Origin of the sequence: Streptomyces xanthii (assembly GCF_014621695.1) — a bacterium.
Classification (GTDB): domain Bacteria; phylum Actinomycetota; class Actinomycetes; order Streptomycetales; family Streptomycetaceae; genus Streptomyces; species Streptomyces xanthii.
On sequence record NZ_CP061281.1, the window covers coordinates 3,637,204 to 3,661,243 of the forward strand.

Genomic DNA, 24,040 nt, shown 5'->3' on the forward strand with positions numbered 1-24,040 from the left:
AGGCAAGAAGGCCCGCCCCACAAGGGGCGGGCCTTCTCTGTAAAGCGCCGGGGGGATGCGCCCCGCCAGGGGCGCGGGGCTGTGTCGGTTTGCGGCTCCGCCGCGTGGGCGCGACCAGCCACGACGAAAGCCGCGGTCGCATCTGCGTGGTGCATGAGCAGATGCGACTGCGGCTTTTCGTGGGTTGCTCGCGCAGTTCCCCGCGCCCCTGGCGGCGCTTATCCGAACGCCAGCCAGATGACCCCGTAGCTCGCGGCAGCGACAAGCGCCGCGGCCGGCATCGTGATGAACCAGCCCAGGATGATGTTCTTGGCGACGCCCCAGCGGACGGCGTTGACGCGCTTGGTGGCGCCCACACCCATGATCGCCGAGGTGATGACGTGCGTCGTCGAGATCGGCGCGTGGAACAGGAACGCCGAGCCGAACATGATCGAGGCGCCGGTCGTCTCCGCGGCGAAGCCCTGCGGCGGGTCCAGCTCGATGATCTTGCGTCCCAGGGTCCGCATGATCCGCCACCCACCGGCGTACGTGCCGGCGGACAGCATGACGGCGCACACGATCTTGACCCAGACGGGGATCGGGTCGTCGAAGGACTCGTGGCCGCCGATGACGAGGGCCATCACGACGATGCCCATCGTCTTCTGGGCGTCCTGCAGACCGTGGCCGAGCGCCATGCCGGCGGCCGAGACGGTCTGCGCGATACGGAAGCCGCGCTTGGCCTTGTGCGGGTTGGAACGCCGGAAGAGCCACATGATGAGGGTCATCACGAGGTAACCGACGACGAGGCCGATCACCGGCGAGGTGAACATCGGGATGACGATCTTCTCCCACACCCCGGTCCAGTAGACGGTGGTCCCGCCCGCGAGGGCGGCACCCACCATTCCGCCGAACAGGGCGTGCGAGGAGGAGGACGGCAGTCCGAAGTACCAGGTGATCAGGTTCCAGATGATCGCGCCGACGAGGGCGGCGAACAGGATGCCCATGCCCTTGTCGCCGACGGGCGTCGCGATGATGCCCTCACTGACCGTCTTGGCGACACCGCTGCCGAGGAAGGCACCGGCGAGGTTCATCACCGCGGCCATGGCCAGCGCCGCGCGGGGCGTGAGCGCACGCGTGGAGACGGACGTGGCGATCGCGTTCGCCGAGTCGTGGAAGCCGTTCGTGTACGTGAATCCGAGCGCGACGCCGATGGTCACGATCAGGGAGAAGGTGTCCATGAGCCGGCCTCAGGACTCCTTCACGGCGATGGTCTCCACCGTGTTGGCCACGTGCTCGAAGGCGTCGGCCGCCTCTTCCAGCACATCGACGATCTGCTTCAGCTTCAGCACCTCGATGGCGTCGTACTTGCCGTTGAAGAGGTGGGCCAGCAGCTTGCGGTGGATCTGGTCGGCCTGGTTCTCGAGGCGGTTGACCTCGATCCAGTACTCGGTGAGGTTGTCCATCGTGCGCAGGTTCGGCATGGCCTCGGCGGTCAGCTCGGCCGCCCGGGCCAGGACCTCGATCTGCTGCTCGACGCCCTTGGGGAGTTCCTCGACCTGGTAGAGGACGACCAGGTCGACGGCCTCCTCCATGAAGTCCATGATGTCGTCGAGGGACGACGCGAGGGAGTAGATGTCCTCGCGGTCGAAGGGCGTGATGAACGAGGAGTTGAGCTGGTGGAAGATCGCGTGGGTGGCGTCGTCACCGGCGTGTTCGGCTGCCCGCATCCGCTCCGCGATCTCGGCCCGGGCGGAGGAATCCGCCCCGAGCAGTTCCATCAGGAGCTTCGAGCCCGTGACGATGTTGTCCGCGGACGCGGCGAACATGTCGTAGAAGCTCGTCTCCCTGGGGGTCAGACGAAAGCGCACAAGGGGTCCTCGGGGTGCTCTGGATTCGGTCAGGCTGATGCTAGGCGCATCATCCGGCCACGGCTAACCGGCGTTACCCCAGTGTCGCCCATCAGGCACAGTGATCGGCACGGGGCCCGGGCAAGCCGCCACAGGCCCGGAAAATCCGGTACCGTATACCCACCAGGGGTATACGGACGACAGCATGACACGGGAGGTCGGACACGGTGACGACGGAGACCACGGACATGACGAACACGTCACACGCCGAGCAGCCGGTCGAGCCCGCGGGCGAGATCGTGACCGACCACGACCGCGGCATCCACGGGTACCACCACCAGAAGGCCGAGCACCTCAAGCGCCTGCGCCGCATCGAGGGCCAGATCCGGGGCCTGCAGCGGATGGTCGACGAGGACGTCTACTGCATCGACATACTCACCCAGGTCTCGGCCTCCACGAAGGCCCTGCAGTCGTTCGCCCTGCAGCTCCTGGAGGAGCACCTGCGCCACTGCGTCGCCGACGCGGCGGTCAAGGGCGGCGACGAGATCGACTCGAAGGTCGAGGAGGCCACGAAGGCGATCGCACGGCTGCTGCGCACCTGAGAAGGCCCCGGGCCCCGGGACGTGTCCGCGGGCCCGGGGTGATCAGCGGCCGCTGCGCCGCTCGGAGTCGTCGGGCCGCGCCTCGGCGACCCGCAGCACCTCGTCGATCCGGTCCGCGCTGAGCCGCTCCTCCACGGCGGACGCCGCGATGATCAGCTCACCGCACAGCTCGATCTCGGCGAGGGCGACGTGGTCCTGCACCGCCGTACCGGCCGGGAGCGCCACGATCATCACCTCTTCCCCTGTCGCCGAAAACCGCCCGGCCGTCGCCGGACAGCTCCCAGGGTAGGGACCGGGCGGGGCCCCGGGCATGGCACGGAAGAACCATTTCCGCCACCCCGCCGGGCCACGGCGGCCCCCGGGCCGTGCCCTGCTTCCCGCGGTCCTACTTCTCCGCGACCTCGCCCGAGAAGATGTCCCCCCGCGCCGGCAGCCGCACGCTCGCCTTCGTACCGAAGTCGTGGAGCAGGGTCGTCGAGGACACCACCGCGTTCTTGCGGCCGCGGCCACCGTGCCGTTCCCCGTCGAAGGTGAAGCGGTGCCTGACCTTGCGGATCAGCCCGCCCTCGTCGAGGTAGACCTCGAAGGTCACCGGCTCCTTGCTGAACCCTTTCGCCGCGGCGGCGAGCGTCGCCCTCGTCCCCGCGGACGCGGCCGCGGCGGCCGCCGCGAGGTCGACCCGCCCCCGGTAGTGCCGGGTCGGCACCCCCGCCACGTCGATGTCGCCCACGTACGTCACGTCCCGCGCCCCGCGCAGCAGCTCGGCGGCGGCCAGCGGGTCGGTGGCGCCTCCCGTGACCAGGTTCCCGTCGTCCAGCGAGGCCGTGTCGACGCGCACCCACTTGTCGGCGGGCACGCCCGCGCCCCGGTTCTTCATGTAGAGGGCGCCGGGGGCGAGGAGCTCGGTGATCGGCCGGTGCTCCTCGGCGCCGGCCGCGTCCTGCGGCAGCCGCACCTTGAGCCGGCCCTTGCCCGCCCGGTAGTCGTAGACGCCGGCGCCGCGGATGGTGACCCGGGTCCCGCCGCTGGCCATCTCCATCGAGGTCGTCGCCTCGGAGCTGCCCTCGCGCACCAGCCGGTCGGCGGCGCGGTGCACGGCCTGGGTCGGATCCGCGTTCCGGTCCCCCGCCTCGGCTCCGCCGCCGCAGCCGGCGACCCCCGTCACGATCCCGGCCACGGCCACGGCCGCCGCCGCGCCCCTCACCCGGCGCCCGTGCTGCTGCACCACCATCGCTTGCCTACCCCCAAGCCTGTCCGTGCGTGTGCGGGCCGCTGTCGACCGGTTAACGACGGGTAGGGACGGCCGTCACGCGAACGGGGGGTTTACATGCGCCCGCTACCGTGGCCGTGTGGCGCACGAGGAGACACAAGAGAAGAACGGACACACCGCGACGGTCGTGGAGCAGGGTCGTTTCTGCCTGGCCCGCTGCACCTGCGGCTGGCGCGGCCCCGCCCGCAGGGCGCGCAGCAGGGCCCGTACGGACGCGGAGGAGCACACCGAGGCGCACACCGGGGAGGACGCCGGGGAGGACGCCGGGGAACATCCCGGGGACCACATCGGGGAACCCTGACGGAACCCGCCGCCTCCGCTTCTCGTCTCCTGTGAGGAACAAGGGGGTCGGTATGGAACGGCGCGGATTCATCGCGGCATCGGCGGCAGCGCTCGCGACGGGGATCACCGCCGCCTGCACCTCGGGCGGCGGCGGCACGGCCTCCCGCACCGGCACGTCCACCACACCCGTCCGCTCGCGCAACGCGAGCGCGGACACCTCCACGAAGGCCGCCGCGGACCTCGCGGGCCTGGCCCGGGACCTCGACGGCGGCCTGGTGCGGCCGGGACAGGCGCAGTGGGCGGCGGCCCGGCAGCTCTACAACACGCGCTACGACTCCCTGAAGCCGACGGCGGTCGCGTACGTCGCGGGCGCCGACGACATCCGTACGGTCCTGGCGTACGCGCGCTCCCGCAAGGTGCCGCTCGCGATACGCAACGGCGGGCACTCGTACGCCGGTTGGTCCTCCGGCGACGGGCGGATCGTGCTCGACGTGTCGCGGATGGCCTCGGTGCGGTCCTCGGGGAACAGCGCGGTGATCGGCGGGGGCGCCAAACTCATCGACGTGTACCGGGCGTTGGCCGCGAAGGGCGTCACGATCCCGGCGGGCTCCTGCCCCACGGTCGGCATATCCGGCCTGACGCTCGGCGGCGGCCACGGCGTCGTCTCCCGCGCGTACGGCCTCACCTGCGACAGTCTCACCGGCGCGACCCTGATCACGGCCGACGGCAAGCAGCTGACCGCTGACGCGACGACGAACAAGGACCTGTTCTGGGCGCTGCGCGGCGCGGGCAACGGCCAGTTCGGCGTCGTCACCGAGCTGCGCTACAGGACGCATCCGGCGCCGCGGGCCGTCTCCGCGTTCATGACCTGGCCGTGGGCCAAGGCCGCCACCGTGCTCAAGGCCTGGCAGCGCTGGGGCCCGGACCAGCCGGACGAGATCTGGTCCTCGCTGCACATCGCGGGCGCGGCCGGGGGCGGCCCGACCATCTCCGTCGCCGCGTTCTCCCTCGGCTCGTACACGGAGCTGCAGAACGCGGTCGACCGGCTCGCCGACGGCCCCGGCGGCCCGGGCCCCGCGACCTCCGTCTCGCTCAAGCGGCGCTCCTACGAGGAGTCGATGGAGGTGTACGCGGGCTGCTCCTCGTTCGGCTCGGACGAGCTGTGCCATCTGCCGGGTACGACACCGGGCCGTTCGCCGCGGGGCGCGCTGCAGCGCGAGACGTACGCGGCGCACTCGGACTTCTTCGACCGCTCACTGTCCGACGCGGGGGTGCGCACGCTGCTGCGGCAGCTGGAGCGGGTCGCGGAGGGCGCGGGCTCGGTGGCGCTCACGGCGCTGGGCGGCGCGGTGAACCGGGTGGATCCGACGGCGACGGCGTTCGTGCACCGCCGCTCGCGGATGCTCGCGCAGTACATCGTGTCGTGGCGTCCGGGCACCTCCGGAACGGCGGCCCGGGGCTGGCTGAAAAAGACCCATGACGTGATGCGCCCGTACGCGTCCGGGGCGGCCTACCAGAACTACACGGACCCGACGCTGACGAACTGGCGGCAGGCGTACTACGGGCCGGCCGCCGCCCGGTTGTCGACGGTCAAGCGCCGCTACGACCCGACGGGCTTCTTCTCTTTCCCACAGTCGCTGTAGGTTCCCGCGGTCGCTGCGCCTTCCCGCGGTCGCCGAGGCGCGGCCGGGGCTAGGCCGCCAGGTCCCGCTCCGTCGCGGGGTCCCGGGACTCGGGGAGCTCGACCGCTCCGGGCTCCGGCGTCGCGGGCCTCGGCGCCCACACGAGCCGGCCGAGCCGCCCGGTCCGCCCGATGGCCCGCGCGAGCGGGGTCAGCACGGCGGAGGCGAGCGGGGAGAGCAGCAGGGCGACGGCGGTGCCGAGCGCGAAGCCGCCGATGACGTCGGTCGGGTAGTGCACGCCCATGAAGACGCGGCAGAAGCCTTCGAGGACGGCGAGGCCGATGCCGACGAGGCCGAGCTTGCGGTTCGCGACGAAGAGGGCGGCGCCCATGGCCATCGCGAGGGTGGCGTGGTCGCTGACGAACGAGAAGTCGTTCTTCCCGTTGATGAGGACGGTCAGCCCGTCGTGGTCCTTGAAGGGGCGCGGGCGCTCGACGAAGCCGCGGATCGGCACGTTCACGAGGACGGCGACGGCGGCGGCGAGCGGGGCCCAGACCACGGCGGCCACGGACGAGGCGGCGTCGTCGAGCGTGCCGCGCTTCCGCGCGCCCCACCAGGCCCACAGGACGACGAGGACGAGGCCGAGCAGGATGCCGTACTCGCCGACGAACTCCATGAGCTTGTCGGCCCAGCCGGGCGTCGAGTCGGTCAGTCCGTTGATGTCGTAGAGCAGCGTGACGTCAGGGTTCGACCCGGAACTCTCGATCGCCTCGAGTCCAGCCATAGTTCTGCGGCCCCTTCGTCTTCAGCCACCCCCGTGGTCGTTGTCTTCGGTCGAGCAGTTGTGATGCGGTCCCGCCCATTGTGCGGCGGTTCTGCAAGAGGAACGCACGCCCCCGCTCTTTACGTTCCGCACTCCACCGAATGATCACGCAGACGTTATCGAAGAGAGACAGAAAACCGCAGCTCAGGGCCAGGCCTTTACGGAGAGTTCCGGCCGTGTCCGGCGGGAGGTCACACCTCGGGCGAAGCGGTCGGCAGTGCCCTCGCCCCGTCCTCGGTGACGCGGGTCGCACCGAAGTAGTCCGGGGTGTCGACCGGGTCGAAGCGGATCACGGCGCCCGGGCGCGGCGCGTCGATCATGTAGCCGCCGCCGACGTAGATGCCGACGTGCCGGATCGCCCGGCTGTTGCCGAGGTCGTCGGAGAAGAACACGAGGTCGCCCGGGAGCAGTTCGCTGCGCTTGGGGTGCGGCCCGGCGTTGTACTGGTCGTTGGCGACGCGCGGCAGCCGCACGCCCACGGTCTCGTACGCGGCCTTGGTCAGCCCGGAGCAGTCGAAGCGGCCGCCCTGGTCGGCCGTGCCGTTCCCGCCCCACAGATAAGGGGTGCCGAGCTTCTTCTGCGCGTAGGCGATGGCGGTGGCGGCCTGCCGGGACGGATCCACCCGGCCGACGGGCCGCGCGAAGCTCTTCTGCAGCGTCGTGATGGTCTTCACGTAGTTCTGCGTCTCGCGGTAGGGCGGCACGCCCTTGTACTTGATCACCGCGTAGGCGCCCGCGTTGTAGGAGGCGAGCATGTTCTTCGTCGCGTCGCCCGGCACGTCCTTCACGTAGGAGGCGAGCTTGCAGTCGTACGAGGCCGCCGAGGGGATCGCGTCGTTCGGGTCCCAGATGTCCTTGTCGCCGTCGCCGTCGCCGTCGACGCCGTGCGCGGCCCAGGTGCCCAGGATGAACTGCGCGATCCCGTACGCCTTCGCGGGGCTCTTCGCCTTCGGGTTGAAGCCGCTCTCCTGGTAGAGCTGCGCCGCGAGCAGCGCCGGGTTGATCGCCGGGCAGAGGTTGCCCCACTTCTGCACCAGCGGCTGGTAGGCGGTCGGCACAGAGCCCTTGGCGAGTCCGACGGCGCCCTGCCCCACCCCGTTCACGAGGCTGCCCGCGGCCATGTACGTGCCGACCACGAGCAGGGTCACGAACGCGGTGCCCCCGGCGGCGGCCGATCCCGCGACGATCCACGCCTTACGCACCGTCAACCGCCCTTCACCCCACGGGAGTCACCAGCCGCCCAGTCTAAGCGGGAGGCGGCCCCGGAACCGGGACACATTCCGGCATATTCAGGCCGGTCCGCGTCCCGGCTCGGCCAATCGCCTGCCGGGGGCCGCGCGCCGCCCCTACAGTTCCGGCGTGGACCAGCTGATCACCTCCGATCCGACGCACATGGGCCCCTACCGGTTGATCGGCCGGCTCGGCGAGGGCGGCATGGGACTGGTCTATCTGGGCCGCTCCGAGGCCGGCCGGACGGTGGCCGTGAAGGTCGTCCAGGCCGAGTTCGCCGCGAACCCCGAGTTCCGGCGCCGGTTCGCCCGCGAGGTGGCCGCCGCCCGGCGCGTCGGCGGGGCATGGACGGCGGACGTGCTCGACGCCGACACGGACGCGGCGCTGCCGTGGGTGGCGACGCAGTACATCCCCGGCCCGGACCTGACGACGGTCGTCGGCAAGGACTTCGGCCCGCTGCCCGAGGACTCCGTACGGGTGCTCGCGCACCGGCTCGCGACCGCGCTGCAGGCCGTGCACGACGCGGGCCTGATCCACCGTGACCTGAAACCGTCCAACGTCCTGGTGACGGTCGACGGCCCGCGCGTCATCGACTTCGGCATCGCCCGCGCCCTGGACACCCTCACCGGCGACAGCCTGCACACCCGCACCGGCATGCTGATCGGCTCGCCCGGCTTCATGTCGCCCGAGCAGGTGCGCGGCCTCGAACTCACCCCCGCCAGCGACGTGTTCTGCCTCGGCGCGGTCCTCGTGCACGCGGCGACGGGGCGGCTGCTGTTCGGCGCGGGCGAGTCCGGTCTGAACGCGCACCTCTTCCGCGTCGCCGAGGAGGAGCCGGATCTGACGGGCGTGCCCGAGTCCCTGCTGGACCTCGTCCGCGCGTGCCTGTCCAAGGACCCGGCCGCGCGGCCCTCCCCGCGGGAGATCGCGGACGCGACGGTTCCGGAGAGCGACGGGGAATGGCTGCCGGGCCCGGTCCTCGCCCAGCTGGGCCGGCACGCGGCGCGGCTCCTCGACTACGCGCCGGCGACGACGCCCCGGGCGCCGGTGCCGACGCAGGTGGACCCGGCGCCGAGCGTCCCCGGCCAGTTCGGCGCGCCCGTACCCGCGACCCCGCCACCGGCACCGCCACCGCCCGCGTACGCGCCGACGGTGCCGGTCGCCGACCCCTCGGTCCCGCACCCGCGGCGCTGGTGGGGGCTCACGGTCCTGGCGCTGGTCCAACTGCTCGTGCTGGGCGGGCAGGTCGCGACGTCCGCGCTGTCGAACGCGACGCACGACCTCGGTCTCTCGGCCGGCACACAGCAGTGGGTGTTCCTCGGCAGCGACCTGGCCTTCACCGGCCTGCTGCTCCTCGGCGGCCATCTGGCCGACCTGGCGGGCCGCAAGCGCGTGCTCGTCATCGGCCTGACCGGCTACGCACTCGCCTCGGCCGTCTCCGGGGCCGCCGCCGACGGCTCGATGCTGCTCGTGGCCCACGCCTTCCAGGGCGCCTGCGCCGGCCTCCTCACCCCGGCCGCGCTCGCCCTCGTCTCCGTCAACTTCCCCGAACCGAAGGCGCGCGGGCGGGCCTTCGGCGTCTACGCCACGGTCGCGGGCGGCGGCACGCTCCTCGGCTACCTGTACAGCGCGGCCCTGAGCGAGTACGCGTCCTGGCGCCTGTTCTTCTACGCCGGCGCCCTCCTCGCCGTACTCGCCCTGCTCGGCACGGCCAAGCTCGTCCACGACGGGCCGCGCCGCGCCGTCCCCCGCTTCGACCTCCCGGGCGTGCTGCTGGGCTGCGGCGCGGTGACGGCCCTCGAGTACGGGCTCTGGAACGCGCTGGCCCCCGAGAACGACGACCCGGTCCTGCCTCCCCTCCTCGCCGGCGGCGCGCTGCTCCTCGCCTTCGTCTGGCGGCAGGCGAAGGCGGCGAACCCGCTGATCCCCGCGTACGTCCTCACGGACCGGGGCCGCCTGACCGCCCTCGCCGGCCTGCTCCTGGCGGGTCTCGCCACGTCGTTCCTGCCCGGCCTGATGCTGTGGCGCAGCATCGCCCTCTCCCCCTCCTCGTCGGGGTACGACCCCATGGACATCGCGCTGGCCGTGCTGCCGGTGCCCGTGGCCGCGCTGATCGGCGCCACGCAGATCTCCGCCCGCCTCCTGCACCGCGTCGCCCCGCGGATCCTCGCCGCGACGGGCCTCACGCTCGGCGCGGCCGGCCTCGTGATCCTCTCGATGCTCGACGCGATGAACTCCCACCCCGGCCGCACCGCCCTCCCGGCCACGGTCGTCATGGGCCTCGGCCTGGGCCTGGCCCTCGTACCGCTCTACGCGGTCGCCACCGACGGGGTCGCGACGGCGGACGCGGGCGGGGGCGCGGCGGCCGCCGTCACCCTGGCGACGCTCGGCTCCTCGCTCGGCTGGACCGTGTTCACCACGGTCCGCGCCTCCACGACCGCCTCCCACCTGGAGGACTCCCTGTCGTCCTCGTCCGACCCGTCGGTGCTCTCCCAGGTGAAGGAGGGCGTGATCCCTACGGTGTCCTCGCTGCCCGCCGCCGTACGGCCGGCCGTGACCTCGGCGATCCAGGCCGGCCTCGCGCAACCCCTGTACTGGCTGGCCGCCCTCACGTTCCTGGCGGCCCTGCTCACCGGAGCCCTGCTCCGCCCGGCCCGCCCCCGCCCGGTCCCGGCCACGCCGCCTCAGAGGCCGGCCGGGGTCTCGTACCCTCCCCACCCGTACGCGTAGCCACTCCCGCGCGGCAGCCGGGGCCGCCTCGCCACCGACTGCTCGCATGGAACGGCGGAGAATGCTCAGTCATGAGCAGCAGCACCATCGAATCCCGGCTGAGAGCGTGCGGACTCCTGCTCGTGGAACGCCCCGCCGCCTGCCCGACCTCACCGACACCCCGCGAGGCCTTTCACCTGGCCGTCGGATTCACGACGTCCCCGTCCGAGAGAATCCCGAAGCGCTCCCCGGACGCGGTCGAGCGCACCACTCAGGCCTGGCTGTCCCACGCCCGCTCGACCGGTGTGATCGCCGAGGACGACGACACGCTCCTCGTGGCCGCCGCCATCGACGGCCCTTGGCTCCGCGTCCGCCTCCCCCGCCCCGCCTTCTCCCTCGCCCCCTTGGCGGACCCCCAAGGAGACATCGAGCTCACGACCCGCTCCCACAGCGGCGACCGTGTCTGCGCGATCAGCACGGACGACGGCGAGTACTGGATCATTTCCGAGCCCTGTCCCCCGGAGGACCCATGGGCATGACCAGCATCGACGTGGACGACACCCTCCTGGCCACCTCGCTTCGGTGGTGGGTGGGCCAGAGATCGCAGAGACCTCGCCCGAGCCCCAATTTCAAGCCAGATCACAACTGATCACGTTGCGATCGAGAATGCGCGGATGTGAGGATCCAGCGCATGGAGGGGACCGAGGGAAGCAGCGAGGCGCCTGAGCACATACGTCGTTCCGGCCATTCCGTTTTCGACGAGTACGCCGAGATGACGGCCGAGGCAGCACCCGCCGAGAACGGCTGGGCCACCGCCCGCGCCGCCCGGACGAAGCCCGGTGCGGCCGCGCCGAACACGACGACCGCTGCGGCACCCAGCCGTACCGGCGATCCTGCCGAGCCTCTGGCACACGCCCGCCCGACAGAGTCCCCAGAGGTTGGGGAGAGAAGGCGCGAGTTCGCCCGACTCCTGGGCGAGTTCCGGCGCACTCCGGTCCTGCTCCCCCTCGGCGAGCAGGACGCGCCGCTGGCCGGGGACATCGAAGGCATCCGGTGGATCTTCGCGTTCTCGCACGAGGACACGCTGGCCCGGTTTGCGATCGCGCGGGGCGAAGGCAGCCGGGAGTGGTCCTACCGCCGGGTGCTGGGCGCACGTGTGCTGGATGTCGGCGTGCCGGCCGTCGGCGTTCCCTGCGGCGTGATGCTCGACGCGGGCAGCGAGGACGGAATGCTCTTCCCGCCCATGGCCGGGATCGTGCCGGACAGCGCGGCGGTGGACCTGCCGTAGCGGGGAATGCGGGCGGATCGGCAAAGACCGGGTCGACGCCTGGACGACGACTGAGACGACGACGAACGGGGAGTGGCACAGCGGTGAGTGGCGGGGGAAAGAGCGGTGGCGGGACCGGCAAGGACCTCCATGCCCAGGGGCTCAAAGAGATCACCGAGGGGATCACGCGGACGCTGGACGAACTCCGTGAGGTCGGCATGATCGGCGAGGCGAGTACCGGCCGCGGGTTCGACAACATCTCGCTGACCGGCATGCAGGTGGGCTACTCCGGGCTGGCATCGGCCTTCTCCTCGTTCTGTGAGCGCTGGGAGTGGGGCGTCCGGTCCCTGGTCGCGGAGGGCAACGCGCTCGCGAAGGGCGCGGGCCTTTCGGCCGGCACGTACTACGAGACGGACCAGTACGTGGACGGCTCGCTCAAGGTGATCACCAACTCCGTGATCGGCAACCCGAACCTGACCGAGGAGGAGGTGACCAGTAAGGACTGGGGCACCTTGATCAAGGACAACAACGCGCTGTCGAATCCCGACTGGAGTGGCGGCTCGTTCTCCGACGCATGGGACGACAGCAAGGAGGCCTACGGACAGGCCGAGGAGGCCTGGAGGACGCCGGATCCCAGCCTGGACCCCGACAGACTCGAGCAGCGGTTCAAGGAAGCCGGGATCGAGAAGGGCCAGGGCTGATGGGCATCGGGGACGCGCTCAACGGCCTGGTCGACGGCGGCGAGCACCTGATCGACAAGGGCAAGGAGAAGCTCGGTGACGCCGTCGAGTGGGGTGCCCACAAGGGCGGCGCCTTGTTGGAGGCGGCCGGTGCCGACGGCTTGGCGGACAAGGTCGAGGACTTTGGCGACGGCATCGCCGATCACCTCGGCGCGGACGTCGGCGAGCAGCAGCTCGGGGACACCGAGCAGGCGGGCGAGCTGATCCACGGAGACCCCTCCGAACTCCGGGCCAGCGCCAAGCACTTGAAGGACTTCCACAAGGCCTTCGACCAGGTCGGCCGGGGCATGAAAAAGCTGGACTCCTCGCACTGGCGCGGCGAGGGAGCCGAAGCCTTCCGCAAGAAGTTCACGATGCATCCGACCAAGTGGGCGCACGCGGCGGACGCGTGCAAGGACGCGGCCGGTGCGCTGGAGAGCTTCGCGGACACCGTGGAATGGGCCAAGAGGCAGGCCCAGGACGCGATCGACCTGTACCGGAAGGGCGTGAAGGCGTCCGAGCAGGCCGTCGCCGACTACAACAAGAAGGCCGACGCCTACAACGCCAAGGTCACTGCGGGCGACGACCCGGGCCCGCGTCCGCAGCAGGACATGAACGCCGGGCTTGCCGACATCGAGGCGGCACGGGAGAAGCTGGCCGAGGCCCGTCGCCAGCGCAACGAGGCGGGCCGCACCGCCGAGCGAACCGTCAAGACGGCCCTCGCCCACGCCCCCGCCGAGCCCCCGGCGCTCGCCCGCCTCAACGCCAACTACGAGGACTTCAAGGACGCCGCAGGGATGGAGCTGCTGCACGTCGGCGGCGGCGTCCTGAAGGGCGCGGGTGGTTTGGCCGTCCAGGCCCGCAAGTTCAACCCCATCGACCCCTACAACCTGACGCACCCGGCCCAGTGGTTCGAGAACGCCAACATGGCCCTGGCCCAGGCCGCCACGGTGGCCGCTGATCCCGAGCCGGTCCTCAAGGACATGTGGAAGAGCGTCAAGGAGGACCCCTCCGAGTTCGGCGGCCGCCTCATCCCGGAGGCGGCCGGAAGCAAGGGCGCCGGAATGCTCCGCGGCGGCATGCGGGCCGGGATGCGCGCGGGCGAGAAGGGGCTGGCGCGGGAGGGCGAGGGGCTGGCCCGCAAGGCGCAGCAAAGCGATCCGGCCGATCGGACGCCGGAAGAGCGGACCCGCACGAACGAGACCGACCCGGTCGACCTGGTCAGCGGCAAGATGTATCTGCCGCAGACGGATGTCACATTGCCGGGCACGCTGCCGCTGGTTTTCAGCCGTCGTCTGGAGTCGGGGTCGCGGCTGGGCCGCTGGTTCGGCCCGTCCTGGCTCTCGACGGTCGACCAACGTCTGGAGATCGACGCCGAGGGCGTCATCTTCGTCACCGAGGACGGCCTCCTCCTCACCTACCCGCACCCGGCGCCCGGCGTTCCGACCCTGCCCACGCACGGGCCCCGCTGCTGGCCCCTGGACCGGGTCGACGAGGGCTACACCGTCACCGACCCACAGACGGGCCGCACCTGGCACTTCGCCGACCGGACACCGGACCTGGCCGTCCTGGAGCAGATCGACGACCGCAACGGCAACTGGATCACCTTCGAACACGACACACAGGGCACCCCGCTCGCGGTCACGTCCTCCGGCGGCTACCGCCTCACCCTCACCGTGGAGGACGAGAGGGTCACCGCCCTGTCCCTGGCCGGCGCGGCCCCCGACGGCACAGACCAGCTGATCAAGCGCTACGCCTACACCGAGTCCGGTGACCTGACCCAAGTCTTCGACTCCTCCGGCCGGCCACTCACCTTCACCTACGACGAGCGCGGCCGCGTCACGTCCTGGACCGACAGCAACAACAGCTCGTACACCTACGAGTACGACGACCAGGACCGCTGCATCGCCGAGGGCGGCGAAGCCGGCCACATGGCCCTGCGCTTCTCCTACGACGAGGTGGACCCGGAAACCGGCCACCGCATCACGACGACGTACTCGACCGAAGGTCACACCCGCAGGTACTACATCGACGAAAACCGCCATGTGGTCGCCGAGACAGACCAGTTGGGCCACACCTTCCACTTCACACGGGATCGCCTCGGCCAGATCCTGACGGAGACCGACCCGCTGGGGCGCACGACGTCGTACCGGTACGACGAGGTGGGGAACGTCGTCTCGGCGACGCGTGCCGACGGCCGTGAGGTCACCGGCGAGTACGGTGCCTTCAACCGCCTCACCAGCACCACCCCCACCGGCCACACCACCCAATTCACCCATGACGAGGCGGGCCGCCTGGCCTCGGTCACCGACCCACTCGGCCACATCACGACGGTCCGCTGCGACAGGGCGGGCCTCCCGGTCGAGATCACCGACCCGCTGGGCGCCGTCACCCGCTACGAGCGGGACGCCTTCGGCCGCCCGGTCACGATGACCGACCCCACGGGTCTGACCACGCGCCTGGAATGGACGACCGAGGGCAAGCTCGCCAGCCGCACGTCCCCCGATGGCACCGTGGAGTCCTGGACCTACGACGGTGAGGGCAACTGCACCACCCACACCGACCCCCTCGGCGGCGTCACCCGGTTCGAGTACACCCACTTCGACCTGCTCACCGCCCGCACCACCCCCGACGGCGTCCGCCACGAATTCGCCCACGACGCCGAACTCCGCCTCACCCGCGTCACCAACCCCCAGGGCCTGACCTGGGACTACGCCTACGACCCGGCCGGCCGCCTCATATCCGAGACGGACTTCGACAACCGCGCACTGACGTACGCCTACGACGCGGCGGACCAGCTGATCTCCCGCACGAACGCCCTCGACGAGACGACCACCTTCGACCGCGACGCACTGGGCCGCCCCACCCGCAAGGACGCCGCAGGCCAGGTCACCACCTTCGCTTACGACCTGACGGGCCAACTGGCCGAAGCAGTCAGCCCCGACGGCACCCGCCTCACCATCCTCCGCGACCAGTACGGCCGCGTCCGTACGGAAACGGTCGACGACCGCACCCTCACCTACGACCACGACGAGCTAGGCCGGCGAACCGGCCGCACCACCCCCTCCGGCGCCCGCACCACATGGTCCTACGATGCGGTAGGCCGCCGGACTGATCTGGTCGTCTCCGGCCGCCGCGTGGACGTCTCCTACGACGCTGCGGGTCGCGAACTCACCCGCGGAATCAGCGGCTTCCTCACCCTCGCCAACACCTACGACCCGATGGGCCGCCTGGCCACCCAGACGGCGACCTCGGACGGCGAAACCCTGCAACGCCGGGCCTACACCTACCGAGCCGACGGCAACCTCACCGCCCTAGACGACCACCTCGACGGCCCCCGCACCTTCACTCTCGACCCGGCCGGCCGCGTCACCGCCGTCCACGCCACCAACTGGACCGAGTCGTACGCCTACGACGCGGCAGGCAACCAGACCACAGCCGACTGGCCCACCACCCACCCCGGCCACGAAGCCACCGGCGACCGCACCTACACCGGCACCCGCATCACGCGAGCCGGCACCGTCCGCTACGAACACGACGCCCTCGGCCGCGTCACCCTCCGCCAAAAACCCCGCCTCTCCCGCAAGCCGGACACCTGGCGCTACGCATGGGACCCCGAAGACCGCCTCACCCAGGTCACCACACCCGACAGCACGGTCTGGCGCTACACCTACGACGCCCTAGGCCGCCGTACATCAAAACAGCGCATGTCCCCAGACGGCACCACAGTGACAGAACGCGTCACATTCACCTGGGACGGCACCACCCTCTGCGAACAGACAACCGCAGCCCCGAACCTCCCAGACCCGGTCACCCTCACCTGGGACCACCGCGGACTGCACCCCATCGCTCAAACCGAACGCATCACCGCAGCCGACGCCCCACAGACCGAGATCGACTCCCGCTTCTTCGCCATCGTCACCGACCTCGTCGGCACCCCACGCGAACTCATCGACGAACAAGGAAACATCGCCTGGCATACCCGCACGACTTTGTGGGGCACCACCACCTGGAATGCCAGCGCCACGTCATACACCCCTCTCCGCTTCCCGGGCCAGTACTTCGACCCCGAGACCGCGCTGCATTACAACTACTTCCGGCATTACGACCCGGAGACTGCAAGATACATATCGCTAGATCGACTCGGCCTGTCCGCCGCCTCCAACACGCTGGCTTATGTTTCCAACCCGCACAGCTGGACCGACCCACTAGGATTGGCACCCTACAAGAACCAGATGCCCGAGGTGCTCGACCAAGAACTGGCCGCCGCTGAGTCTCTGGGCGTGAAGCCGCTCCGGGTAGGCGATCCCGGATTCGAAGACGCACTCAACTCCGGAACGATCAAATGGGCAATCGACGAGCAGGGAGACCTCCTCATCATGCCCAAGCACGTGGACGGAATAGAGTTGAAGCACCCCGTACTCACTCGCGGCGGCGACGTTCACGCCGCAGGAGAAGCAGAGGTAGCCGGAGCCGAAGGATCATATTTCGGCATAGAGATCAACAATAACAGCGGCCACTACCTGCCATCGCGAGAAAGTACGCAAATAGGGAGGGAAGCATTTGAGCGAGCCGGGATCCAATTCTTCTAATGCCGGGCGATCAACATCAAGCGGCAAACTAGACGCGGCAGATATCTCGACAGTCCCCATTGAGGCCCTGGAGAGGATCGCCGCCCACCCAGAGAATTCGCGGGGCGAATCTCCACCTTGGGAGACTCTACGCGAACTTTGCACCGTACGAATGCACGATGCCGACCTGGAACTTTCGGTCCGACTACGCTGGGCGCGACTAGCCCTAGCCTCTTCGTCCAACAAGAAGATCACCACAAGAGACGACGCCCTAAAGATTGCTACAGAAAGAGCGTATATCAGGTCTGCAATGATACGAGAATTCGGCACCTCGCGAGAGGAGGCGGACCGAGACCCTCGAAGACTGCTCCAGGACGTCATCAGCACTGTGGGTGACCCGTATGAATCTATCGATTCGGACGCCAAAAATTGGAGGCAACTACACCGCTCCGAAATCCTCAGACTGAGGAGGGTGAAGAATCTACTCGGGTCGCTACGCGGTCTGGAAGTCTCATTGGAAATTGACGCCCACCTGAGAAGCAAGGCACAACAATGGATCGACCTAATTCCCAGACTTCCTTGAGCGTGGAAGAGATACGACGTCTCCCTCACGAATGAGGACGACATCACCGTGAGCGCCACGGCTCTCGGTTTCCGGCTCCGGGCGAGTGCCGCGACCACCTTCACCTCGGAACCGACCGCTTACCCCGACGAGTATCAAGAGGTCCCGAATGAAGACCGGCACGGCCATGGACCAACTCGGCGTTGACCGGCCGGGCGCCAGATCGAGCGTCTGCGACGCTGGGCGGTCGGGCCGGACGACATGGCCCTGGAGTTCGACGACGCCTACCGCACGGTCGCGCCGCTTCTCTCGCGCGGCGGGCTACCCGGCGAGCTACGAGCACGGCTGCATCAGGGTGACTCACTCCTGGGCGAGATGACCGACAGCACGGACACGGAGCGGACGCACGAAGCGGTGACGCGATCGGATGCAAGCCGGTTCAACGAGCTGCTGAGCGCCGGGGTACGGTCGGGAAGGGTGCCTCTTGAACTGGCGGAAGCCATAGGCAAACCTGCCTCGATCGAATCCGGAAAAGTAGACCGTGACAACTTGATCCACATCTACCGGCGACGCCTCTCCAGGACCGCCCCCGGATCGGAGCTCCGAGTGCAGACGGAGGAGCTGCTGGATTTTCTCGAGTCATGGCCTGAGAAGAAGATGGCCATGATCAGCGCGGGCACGCGAGACGGGCGCACGCACCTCTTCCTTGCGGATTCCGATCTGGATTCCGTCCTTCACTGGATGGCGATGTGCTCGGCCGGCCGGGGAGGAACCGTCACGGCACCAGCGCGGTGAGGTCGATGTCGAGAGGGAACGGGACAGCGAGCTGCAGCCGGTCGCGGTGGATGCCGGTCGGCACGTACGAACGGGTCATGGTGTCGAGTTCGTAGGAGTGCACTGCAGGAGCGCCTGCCTCGTCCTCGACGCGCCAGAAGTGACGGATCCCAGCCTGGGCGTACTTGAAGGGCTTCAAGGAGCGGTCCCGGTCGGCGGATTCCTCCGAGACCACTTCGACGACCAGGGAGACATCGGTCGGCGCGTACCAGGTGCGGTCGGGGTCGTAGGCCGCGGTGGTGACCAGGATGTCGGGCTCGGGGCGGCTCTTCTTGTCCAAGCGGACCGTCATCTCGCGCTCCGCCTCGTACCCCGTCGGGGCTGCCCGCCGCAGGGCGAAGGTCAGGTTCTCCACGAGCCTGGAGTGCCAGGACCGCTGCGGCGACATCATGAAGATCAGGGCTCCGTCGATGAGCTCGGTGTGCCGGGGGGCCTGGGGAAGGTGGTCGAGGTCGTCGGCTTCCCAGCCACTGGGCCGGGGCGGGATCATCCAGTCGGGAAGCTCGGCGGTCACGGCATCCTCCAGGCGTGTCAGAGGAACGGTCAGGGGCTCCGCCTCCTGGACGACGGACACGAGCGCTCCACTGGTGGCCAGCCTAGTAGACACCTCAGCGGCCGGTAGGCCCGAGCCGATGCTCCATCCGGCTCCGCCACGCGCCTTCACCGACCGCCGCACTCCGCCCACACCACCTTCCCGCCCCCACCCACCGGCATCGCGTACGCCCCGCACGCCTCCGCGTACGCCCGTACGAGGTAGAGCCCTCGGCCACCTTCGTCCCCAGCCCCGGCGACAGGACCGAAGGGTGGCGGCATCGTCGCGTCCGTGTCCCAGACCGACACCCGGACGTGGTGCGGGTCGAGGATTCCGGGGGCGAGGCGCAGGGCGTAGGTGCCGGTGGTGTGGGCGTGGGCGTTCGTGAGGAGTTCGGAGGCCAACAGCTCGGCGGGTTCGGCCAGTTCGGTTCGGCCGTGTGCGGCGAGGATCAGGCGGAGTGCGGCGCGGGCGATACCCGGGGCGCGGGGGTCGTGCGGGAGTTGGAGGGTGTACGTCCAGGGTGGCGTTACCTTGTCCTTGTCCATGCCCTTGTTCACGTTCATGGAAGTCCCTTGGTCTGGGAGGGAGTTGGATGACGAGTGCCCAGTGACCGTGGCCGCTCCGTCGAGCGGGGTGCTTCTGGGCGGGGTTGGCGCCTGAGGAGAAAGTAGAGCCTGCGGGATATATTCTTCACCCCGTTTCGCTTAATAGCTTCGCCTTCCACTCCTGTGAGTGAAGGCCAGCACGGAGGAACGACAACATGCCCGTGAGGACCAGCCCGACGGCCCGGCAGCTGCGGTTCGGCGCCGAACTGCGCAGACTGCGCGAGCGGGCGGGGCTGACATCGACCGAGGCGGCCCGCCTGCTCGGCATGAAGCAGGCCCAGGTCAGCAACATGGAGACCGGTCGCCTGGGTGTCAGCGCCGAGCGCCTGCGGAGCATGGCCTGCCAGTACGAGTGCCCGGACAAGAGTCTGGTCGACGCCCTCTGCGGCATGACCGGCGACCGGCGGCGCGGCTGGTGGGAGGAGTACCGCGACATTCTGCCGCCCGCCCTGCTCGACCTGGCCGAGCTCGAACATCACGGCACTGCACTGCGCACGGCCCACACCTCGGGCATCCCCGGGCTGCTCCAGACTCTGGATCACGCCCGAGCCGTCTTCGAGCAGGTGGTCCCGGAACTCGCCCCGTCAGAGATCGAACACCGCGCCTCGTTCCGCATCAAACGGCAAGCGGTGCTGTTCGGCCGGGAGCTCTCCGTCCAGTACCGCGCCGTCATTCACGAGGCGGCGCTCCACATGCGCTTCGGGGGAAGGGAAGTCGCCCGGCAGCAACTCCAGCACCTGCTGAAGTGCAGCGAGCACCCCAACGTCTCGATCCACGTCATCCCGTTCGACGCCGGCGGCTACCCCGGGTCCGGGCAGCCCATCTACTACGTGCACGGGGCCGTCCCCCCGTTGGACACCGTCCAGCTCGACCAGTCCCACGGCCCCGCGCTGCTCGACGCCGAGGGCCAACTGGCCAAGTACCGCATCGTCCTCGACCGCCTGCTCGCACTGAGCCTCACCGAGGTCGAGTCCCGAACGCTGATCCTGCACGTCCTGCACACCATCTGAGAGGGCACGGAAGCATGCAGACCTGGCAGAAGTCGTCCTACTGCGGAGAGGGCGAGTCCTGCGTCCACGTCTCCGCGTCCCCCGACGCCATCCACATGACCGAGTCCAGCGACCCCACCGGCACCGTACTCACCACCACCCGCACCGACTTCGGGCAGCTCGTCCGCATCCTCAAGGACGAACCCGTCACCGAGTCACCCTTCGACGTTTCCGTAGCGGCCGAAGACACCGACCTCCTGTACATACGCGCCAGAGCCGTACCCAAGAAGGTCGTCACCACCACCCGCGTCCAGTGGAACGCCTTCGTACTCGGCGTACGGGCCGGAGAGTTCGACCACTTCACCCTGGAACCCCACTGACTCATGACGACCCGCAACCACGACGCGCCCGCCGCCCTAGCGCCCTACCGCCTCGTCTGGCTCGCCCTCTGGGCCGAGGCCACGCCTCAGCAAGAGACTGAACTCGCCGAGCACCTTCGCGCGGCGCTCGAACCTCACGGCACGGTGATCGTGCCCGCCCGGGGGCCGTTCCCCCGCACCCCGGAGATGCTGCACTTCGAGATCGACCTCACGCCGAACGGTTCGGCACCCGACTGCCTCCAGGCTCTCGGATTCACCCAGGACAAGGAGTTCGGCGGCTGGAACGGCTCGTGGGAGCGTCCGGTTCACGGCGGCGTCTTCCTCCACCCCACTGTGTACGGCGCCCAGGCCGGCGAGATGGGGGCCGCCACCGCGCCCCGTTTCAAGACGGGTGACGTCGTGCGGGTCGGCGACTCCGCCGATGCCCGCGAACTCGGCCTGGCGGGCGCGGAAGTGATCGTGGGGCACCCGGACTACGAAGACGGCACCGCCCCCGCTCAGCGGGCCTGGTACTACAGCCTGCACGTCGAAGGACGGGACGAGACAGAGTTCCTCGACGAGGCAGACTTGCACCCGACGGGGCGGCACGTGCAGCTCTACGGAGACCGGATCACCGTCAGCCCGGACGGATCCGGCGCGAGTCGGCCTACTCCGCCCGCTCGTACGTCCGCACCGTCTTCGGGTGATTGCCGATCCTGACCAGGCGCAACGGGCCGTCGGCCGAGTCCACCGCGAACGAGTACTCGGTCTCGTCCTCCGGTGGGCAGTACGCCGTCTTGGTGCCCTCTTCCAGCTTGAAGTTGTTGATCGTCAGGTCGTGCTGGTCGAGGCCGGTCAGCATCGCGGTGCCCGTGCAGCGCGGGCCGGTGAGGGACTCGATGGTCAGGCGGGCGCTTCGGCTGCCGGCGGCCTGGTCGATGGTGAGTTGCTGGGTGCCGTCCTGGGAGCGCCAGCGGCCCACGTACCACTTGTGGATGGGGCGGTAGGTCTCCGTGGGTGAAGCGAAGCCCGACGACTTCTTCCAGGTCAGCGTCGTCGTGCCGATCCAGCTGCGGTCCACGAAGTCGACCCGCGCGCCGGCGTCACGGACCCGGGGTTTCGGCTCGAAGCCCTGGCCCGACACGACGCTCGTGGCCCAGGTGGACAGATCGTCCGTGCCGACCGCCGCGAGCACGTCCTGCGGCTCCTCGCCGTCCCGGCAGTACGGACCGAAGCCCGCCACCACCCACACCGTGCCCCGGTACGCCTTCGCCTCGATGCCCTGGCACGGGTCCTCGGCCGTCGCGTAGACCGTCTTCGGTGCGGACCAGGCCTCCGCAGCCGCGTCGCGGTGCTTCGCCTCCAGACCCCGGCCTTTCGCGTACGTCAGGGACAGTTCGCGGCCGTCGGACAGGCGGATCACCGTGTGGTCGTCGTCGGAGTCGAGCGTCTTCGAGTCCGGCTTCTGCGACGCCGCACGCCCCGGTTCCTCGGCCGCGGGTCTCGCCCTTTCGTCGCCGCAGCCGGTCACCGTCCCGCCGAGCAGCAGTACCGCCGCCGCCCACACCACCGCCCGCTGCACGTTCATCCCCGTCACCCACCTGGTCGAGCTCGAACATCACACCGCCCCTGTGTCCTCGGGGCGCACCGGCGAGGATGCGCGACCCCGGGCCGGCGGTTGCACGGGTTCCGGGATGTTACGTCCCGTAGGCCCCGCCCCGTAGCGGAACCGGTCCCGTCACTTCGCGCACGGCGGGGTGTGCCGGGCCGCCCCTGTGGCACGATCTGCGGCCATGTCGCCGTCAACTGCCCTGCGCAGAATGCTTGTTGTGTTCCTCCTGCTGGTCGCCGCCGCCGCGACCGGCTCCGGCGGGGCGACCGCGGCGCCCCAGGCGACGAGCGGCACCGCCACCCCCGACCGCCCCCGCTACGACGTCTCCCTGCGCTCCGACGCCACCGGCGACCGCTGGACGGGACGCCAGCGCGTGTCGTTCCGGAACGCCTCCGCGCAGCCCCTGCGCGAGGTCTACGTACGGCTCTGGGGCAACGGCCCCGACGGATGCGCGGCCCCGGCCGTCAAGGTCTCCCGCGTGCGCGGCGGCACCGCAGCGCCGCTGACCGTGGACTGCACCGCCCTGCGCATCGAACTGCCCGCCCCGCTCCAGCAGGGCCGGCGCGCCACCGTCTCCTTCGACGTCGAGCTCACCGTGCCCGACCGCACCGAGCGCTTCGGCCGCGAGGGCGCCTTCCGCTTCCTCGGCAACACGCTCCCCGTCCTCGCCGTACACGACGCGACGGGCTGGCACCTCGACCCGTACGCGAGCAGCCTGGAGAGCTTCTACACGCTGGCCGGCGACTTCCGCGTCACGCTCGACCACCCGACCGCACTCAAGGTCCCCGCAACCGGCCGCACCGCCACCCGTCCCGGCGCCCCCGGCCGCACCCTCACCCGCAGCGTCGCGCGGAAGGTGCGGGACTTCGCATGGGCGGCCGGACCGTTCCGCACCGCCGACACGACCACTCCCGGTGGCGTCCGCGTCCGGTCCTACTGGTCGCCGGACACCCCCGCCGAGGGCGTCCGCATCAACCGGCGCGACGGCGCCACCGCCGTCGACGCGCTCGGCGCCTCGCTCGGCCGCTACCCGTACGGCGAGATCGACCTCGTCATGACACCCGGGTTCCCCGGCGGCATGGAGTACCCGGGGCTCGTCCTGCTCGGCACCACGGAGGAGGGCGGCGCCGCCGTCCACGAGATCGCCCACCAGTGGTGGTACGGGATCGTCGGCAACGACGAGTACCGCTCGCCCTGGCTCGACGAGAGCTTCGCCCAGTACTCCAGCTTCCGCCTGATGGGCATCCTCGAGGAACAGTGCTCGTACGGGACCAGCTGGCCCGACGACGAGGCCGCCCTCACCAACTCCATGGCGTACTTCTCGACGCACCCCGGTTCTTTCCGCGTCCTCTACTCCCTCGGCCCCTGCGCCCTGTGGGACCTGGAGCAGACCATCGGCTCCGCCGCCATGGACGGCCTGCTCCGGAACTACGCCCGCGACCACTGGTACGGGGTCTCCACCACCGCCGCCTTCAAGCGGGCCGCACAGGCCGCGACCAGCAAGGATCTCGGCCCCTTCTGGGACGCCCACCGCATCAGGTGACCCCGGGGCCGAGCGCCCCGACGCCGCCGTACGCCGCCCCCTGCGTTCATTGCTCCAGGTAAAACGGCGTGATACACAGA

The 24,040-nt window shown here is 70.0% G+C and carries 22 protein-coding genes; 13 read left to right on the forward strand and 9 right to left on the reverse strand.

What is annotated here, in order from left to right; genetic code table 11:
- Positions 1–218: 218 nt before the first annotated feature.
- Together IAG42_RS16505 and IAG42_RS16510 are read right to left on the reverse strand one after the other, a co-directional pair.
- Complete coding sequence (locus tag IAG42_RS16505) at positions 219–1,217, reverse strand: inorganic phosphate transporter (protein WP_188337756.1); 999 nt, start codon at positions 1,215–1,217, stop codon at positions 219–221.
- A gap of 9 nt (positions 1,218–1,226) precedes the next feature.
- The gene (locus IAG42_RS16510; RefSeq protein ID WP_188337757.1) at positions 1,227–1,847 is read right to left on the reverse strand and encodes a DUF47 domain-containing protein; all 621 of its coding nucleotides are present in this window, start codon (positions 1,845–1,847) and stop codon (positions 1,227–1,229) included.
- A 227-nt stretch (positions 1,848–2,074) separates the two neighbouring features.
- On the opposite strand from IAG42_RS16510, the gene IAG42_RS16515 reads away from it, so the two are divergent.
- On the forward strand, positions 2,075–2,428 hold the full coding sequence (locus IAG42_RS16515) for a metal-sensitive transcriptional regulator (RefSeq protein WP_223206029.1): 354 nt from the start codon (positions 2,075–2,077) through the stop codon (positions 2,426–2,428).
- A gap of 42 nt (positions 2,429–2,470) precedes the next feature.
- Here the strand turns inward: IAG42_RS16515 and IAG42_RS16520 are convergent, their stop codons facing one another.
- Both IAG42_RS16520 and IAG42_RS16525 read right to left on the reverse strand, forming a co-directional pair.
- Entirely contained in the window at positions 2,471–2,659 is a 189-nt protein-coding gene (locus IAG42_RS16520; RefSeq protein ID WP_188337758.1) for a hypothetical protein, read from the reverse strand.
- 154 nt (positions 2,660–2,813) lie between these two features.
- Positions 2,814–3,659, reverse strand: coding sequence for a hypothetical protein (locus tag IAG42_RS16525; RefSeq protein WP_188337759.1), 846 nt, complete (start codon positions 3,657–3,659; stop codon positions 2,814–2,816).
- A gap of 118 nt (positions 3,660–3,777) precedes the next feature.
- On the opposite strand from IAG42_RS16525, the gene IAG42_RS16530 reads away from it, so the two are divergent.
- Both IAG42_RS16530 and IAG42_RS16535 read left to right on the forward strand, forming a co-directional pair.
- The gene (locus IAG42_RS16530; RefSeq protein ID WP_188337760.1) at positions 3,778–3,999 is read left to right on the forward strand and encodes a hypothetical protein; all 222 of its coding nucleotides are present in this window, start codon (positions 3,778–3,780) and stop codon (positions 3,997–3,999) included.
- A gap of 52 nt (positions 4,000–4,051) precedes the next feature.
- Complete coding sequence (locus IAG42_RS16535) at positions 4,052–5,623, forward strand: FAD-binding oxidoreductase (protein ID WP_188337761.1); 1,572 nt, start codon at positions 4,052–4,054, stop codon at positions 5,621–5,623.
- 49 nt (positions 5,624–5,672) lie between these two features.
- On the opposite strand, the gene IAG42_RS16540 is transcribed toward IAG42_RS16535, so the two are convergent.
- Both IAG42_RS16540 and IAG42_RS16545 read right to left on the reverse strand, forming a co-directional pair.
- Entirely contained in the window at positions 5,673–6,386 is a 714-nt protein-coding gene (locus IAG42_RS16540) for a phosphatase PAP2 family protein (protein ID WP_188337762.1), read from the reverse strand.
- A gap of 230 nt (positions 6,387–6,616) precedes the next feature.
- Positions 6,617–7,627, reverse strand: coding sequence for a C40 family peptidase (locus IAG42_RS16545; protein ID WP_188341429.1), 1,011 nt, complete (start codon positions 7,625–7,627; stop codon positions 6,617–6,619).
- Positions 7,628–7,784: 157 nt separating this feature from the next.
- On the opposite strand from IAG42_RS16545, the gene IAG42_RS38465 reads away from it, so the two are divergent.
- The 6 genes from IAG42_RS38465 to IAG42_RS16575 all read left to right on the forward strand — a co-directional run bounded on the left by IAG42_RS38465 (position 7,785) and on the right by IAG42_RS16575 (position 18,278).
- Positions 7,785–10,385 (forward strand): bifunctional serine/threonine protein kinase/MFS transporter, encoded by a 2,601-nt coding sequence (locus IAG42_RS38465; protein ID WP_317453319.1) that lies wholly within the window; start codon positions 7,785–7,787, stop codon positions 10,383–10,385.
- Between the two features lie 71 nt (positions 10,386–10,456).
- Positions 10,457–10,903 (forward strand): hypothetical protein, encoded by a 447-nt coding sequence (locus IAG42_RS16555; RefSeq protein ID WP_188337763.1) that lies wholly within the window; start codon positions 10,457–10,459, stop codon positions 10,901–10,903.
- A gap of 152 nt (positions 10,904–11,055) precedes the next feature.
- Positions 11,056–11,652, forward strand: coding sequence for a hypothetical protein (locus IAG42_RS16560; RefSeq protein ID WP_317453320.1), 597 nt, complete (start codon positions 11,056–11,058; stop codon positions 11,650–11,652).
- An 83-nt stretch (positions 11,653–11,735) separates the two neighbouring features.
- Positions 11,736–12,332, forward strand: a complete 597-nt coding sequence (locus tag IAG42_RS16565; protein ID WP_188337764.1) for a hypothetical protein — start codon at positions 11,736–11,738, stop codon at positions 12,330–12,332.
- Positions 12,332–16,942: a putative T7SS-secreted protein gene (locus IAG42_RS16570; RefSeq protein WP_188337765.1), complete on the forward strand. Its 4,611-nt coding sequence runs from the start codon at positions 12,332–12,334 to the stop codon at positions 16,940–16,942. The genes IAG42_RS16565 and IAG42_RS16570 overlap by 1 nt, the downstream gene beginning before the upstream one ends.
- A gap of 802 nt (positions 16,943–17,744) precedes the next feature.
- Complete coding sequence (locus IAG42_RS16575; protein ID WP_188337766.1) at positions 17,745–18,278, forward strand: hypothetical protein; 534 nt, start codon at positions 17,745–17,747, stop codon at positions 18,276–18,278.
- Here the strand turns inward: IAG42_RS16575 and IAG42_RS16580 are convergent.
- A complete protein-coding gene (locus IAG42_RS16580) occupies positions 18,259–18,807 on the reverse strand; it encodes a Uma2 family endonuclease (protein WP_394811287.1) in 549 nt (182 codons plus the stop codon). The two genes, IAG42_RS16575 and IAG42_RS16580, sit on opposite strands and share 20 nt — an antisense overlap.
- A 170-nt stretch (positions 18,808–18,977) precedes the next feature.
- Positions 18,978–19,415: an ATP-binding protein gene (locus IAG42_RS16585; protein WP_223206030.1), complete on the reverse strand. Its 438-nt coding sequence runs from the start codon at positions 19,413–19,415 to the stop codon at positions 18,978–18,980.
- 197 nt (positions 19,416–19,612) lie between these two features.
- On the opposite strand from IAG42_RS16585, the gene IAG42_RS16590 reads away from it, so the two are divergent.
- Genes IAG42_RS16590 through IAG42_RS16600 form a run of 3 tightly spaced genes read left to right on the forward strand, consistent with a single transcriptional unit; the run spans position 19,613 to position 21,525 of the window.
- Entirely contained in the window at positions 19,613–20,467 is an 855-nt protein-coding gene (locus IAG42_RS16590; protein ID WP_188337767.1) for a helix-turn-helix domain-containing protein, read from the forward strand.
- Between the two features lie 14 nt (positions 20,468–20,481).
- Positions 20,482–20,826, forward strand: a complete 345-nt coding sequence (locus IAG42_RS16595; RefSeq protein WP_188337768.1) for a DUF397 domain-containing protein — start codon at positions 20,482–20,484, stop codon at positions 20,824–20,826.
- Between the two features lie 3 nt (positions 20,827–20,829).
- Positions 20,830–21,525: an MBL fold metallo-hydrolase gene (locus IAG42_RS16600; protein ID WP_188337769.1), complete on the forward strand. Its 696-nt coding sequence runs from the start codon at positions 20,830–20,832 to the stop codon at positions 21,523–21,525.
- Here the strand turns inward: IAG42_RS16600 and IAG42_RS16605 are convergent.
- Complete coding sequence (locus IAG42_RS16605) at positions 21,473–22,393, reverse strand: hypothetical protein (RefSeq protein ID WP_188337770.1); 921 nt, start codon at positions 22,391–22,393, stop codon at positions 21,473–21,475. The genes IAG42_RS16600 and IAG42_RS16605 overlap by 53 nt on opposite strands.
- A gap of 232 nt (positions 22,394–22,625) precedes the next feature.
- Between IAG42_RS16605 and IAG42_RS16610 the strand changes: the two genes are divergently transcribed.
- Positions 22,626–23,960 (forward strand): M1 family metallopeptidase, encoded by a 1,335-nt coding sequence (locus tag IAG42_RS16610; RefSeq protein ID WP_223206031.1) that lies wholly within the window; start codon positions 22,626–22,628, stop codon positions 23,958–23,960.
- The last annotated feature ends 80 nt before the right edge of the window (positions 23,961–24,040 follow it).

Bases quoted from the DNA above. Each gene is read 5' to 3' on its own strand.
- IAG42_RS16610 (WP_223206031.1), top strand. From the start codon at position 22,626: ATGCTTGTTGTGTTCCTCCTGCTGGTCGCCGCCGCCGCGACCGGCTCC.
- IAG42_RS16590 (WP_188337767.1), top strand. From the start codon at position 19,613: ATGCCCGTGAGGACCAGCCCGACGGCCCGGCAGCTGCGGTTCGGCGCC.
- IAG42_RS16595 (WP_188337768.1), top strand. From the start codon at position 20,482: ATGCAGACCTGGCAGAAGTCGTCCTACTGCGGAGAGGGCGAGTCCTGC.
- IAG42_RS16555 (WP_188337763.1), top strand. From the start codon at position 10,457: ATGAGCAGCAGCACCATCGAATCCCGGCTGAGAGCGTGCGGACTCCTG.
- IAG42_RS16575 (WP_188337766.1), top strand. From the start codon at position 17,745: ATGGCCCTGGAGTTCGACGACGCCTACCGCACGGTCGCGCCGCTTCTC.
- IAG42_RS16505 (WP_188337756.1), bottom strand. From the start codon at position 1,217: ATGGACACCTTCTCCCTGATCGTGACCATCGGCGTCGCGCTCGGATTC.
- IAG42_RS16540 (WP_188337762.1), bottom strand. From the start codon at position 6,386: ATGGCTGGACTCGAGGCGATCGAGAGTTCCGGGTCGAACCCTGACGTC.
- IAG42_RS16605 (WP_188337770.1), bottom strand. From the start codon at position 22,393: ATGAACGTGCAGCGGGCGGTGGTGTGGGCGGCGGCGGTACTGCTGCTC.
- IAG42_RS16535 (WP_188337761.1), top strand. From the start codon at position 4,052: ATGGAACGGCGCGGATTCATCGCGGCATCGGCGGCAGCGCTCGCGACG.
- IAG42_RS16570 (WP_188337765.1), top strand. From the start codon at position 12,332: ATGGGCATCGGGGACGCGCTCAACGGCCTGGTCGACGGCGGCGAGCAC.
- IAG42_RS16600 (WP_188337769.1), top strand. From the start codon at position 20,830: ATGACGACCCGCAACCACGACGCGCCCGCCGCCCTAGCGCCCTACCGC.
- IAG42_RS16585 (WP_223206030.1), bottom strand. From the start codon at position 19,415: ATGAACGTGAACAAGGGCATGGACAAGGACAAGGTAACGCCACCCTGG.
- IAG42_RS16525 (WP_188337759.1), bottom strand. From the start codon at position 3,659: ATGGTGGTGCAGCAGCACGGGCGCCGGGTGAGGGGCGCGGCGGCGGCC.
- IAG42_RS16560 (WP_317453320.1), top strand. From the start codon at position 11,056: ATGGAGGGGACCGAGGGAAGCAGCGAGGCGCCTGAGCACATACGTCGT.
- IAG42_RS16515 (WP_223206029.1), top strand. From the start codon at position 2,075: ATGACGAACACGTCACACGCCGAGCAGCCGGTCGAGCCCGCGGGCGAG.
- IAG42_RS16520 (WP_188337758.1), bottom strand. From the start codon at position 2,659: ATGATCGTGGCGCTCCCGGCCGGTACGGCGGTGCAGGACCACGTCGCC.
- IAG42_RS16580 (WP_394811287.1), bottom strand. From the start codon at position 18,807: ATGATCCCGCCCCGGCCCAGTGGCTGGGAAGCCGACGACCTCGACCAC.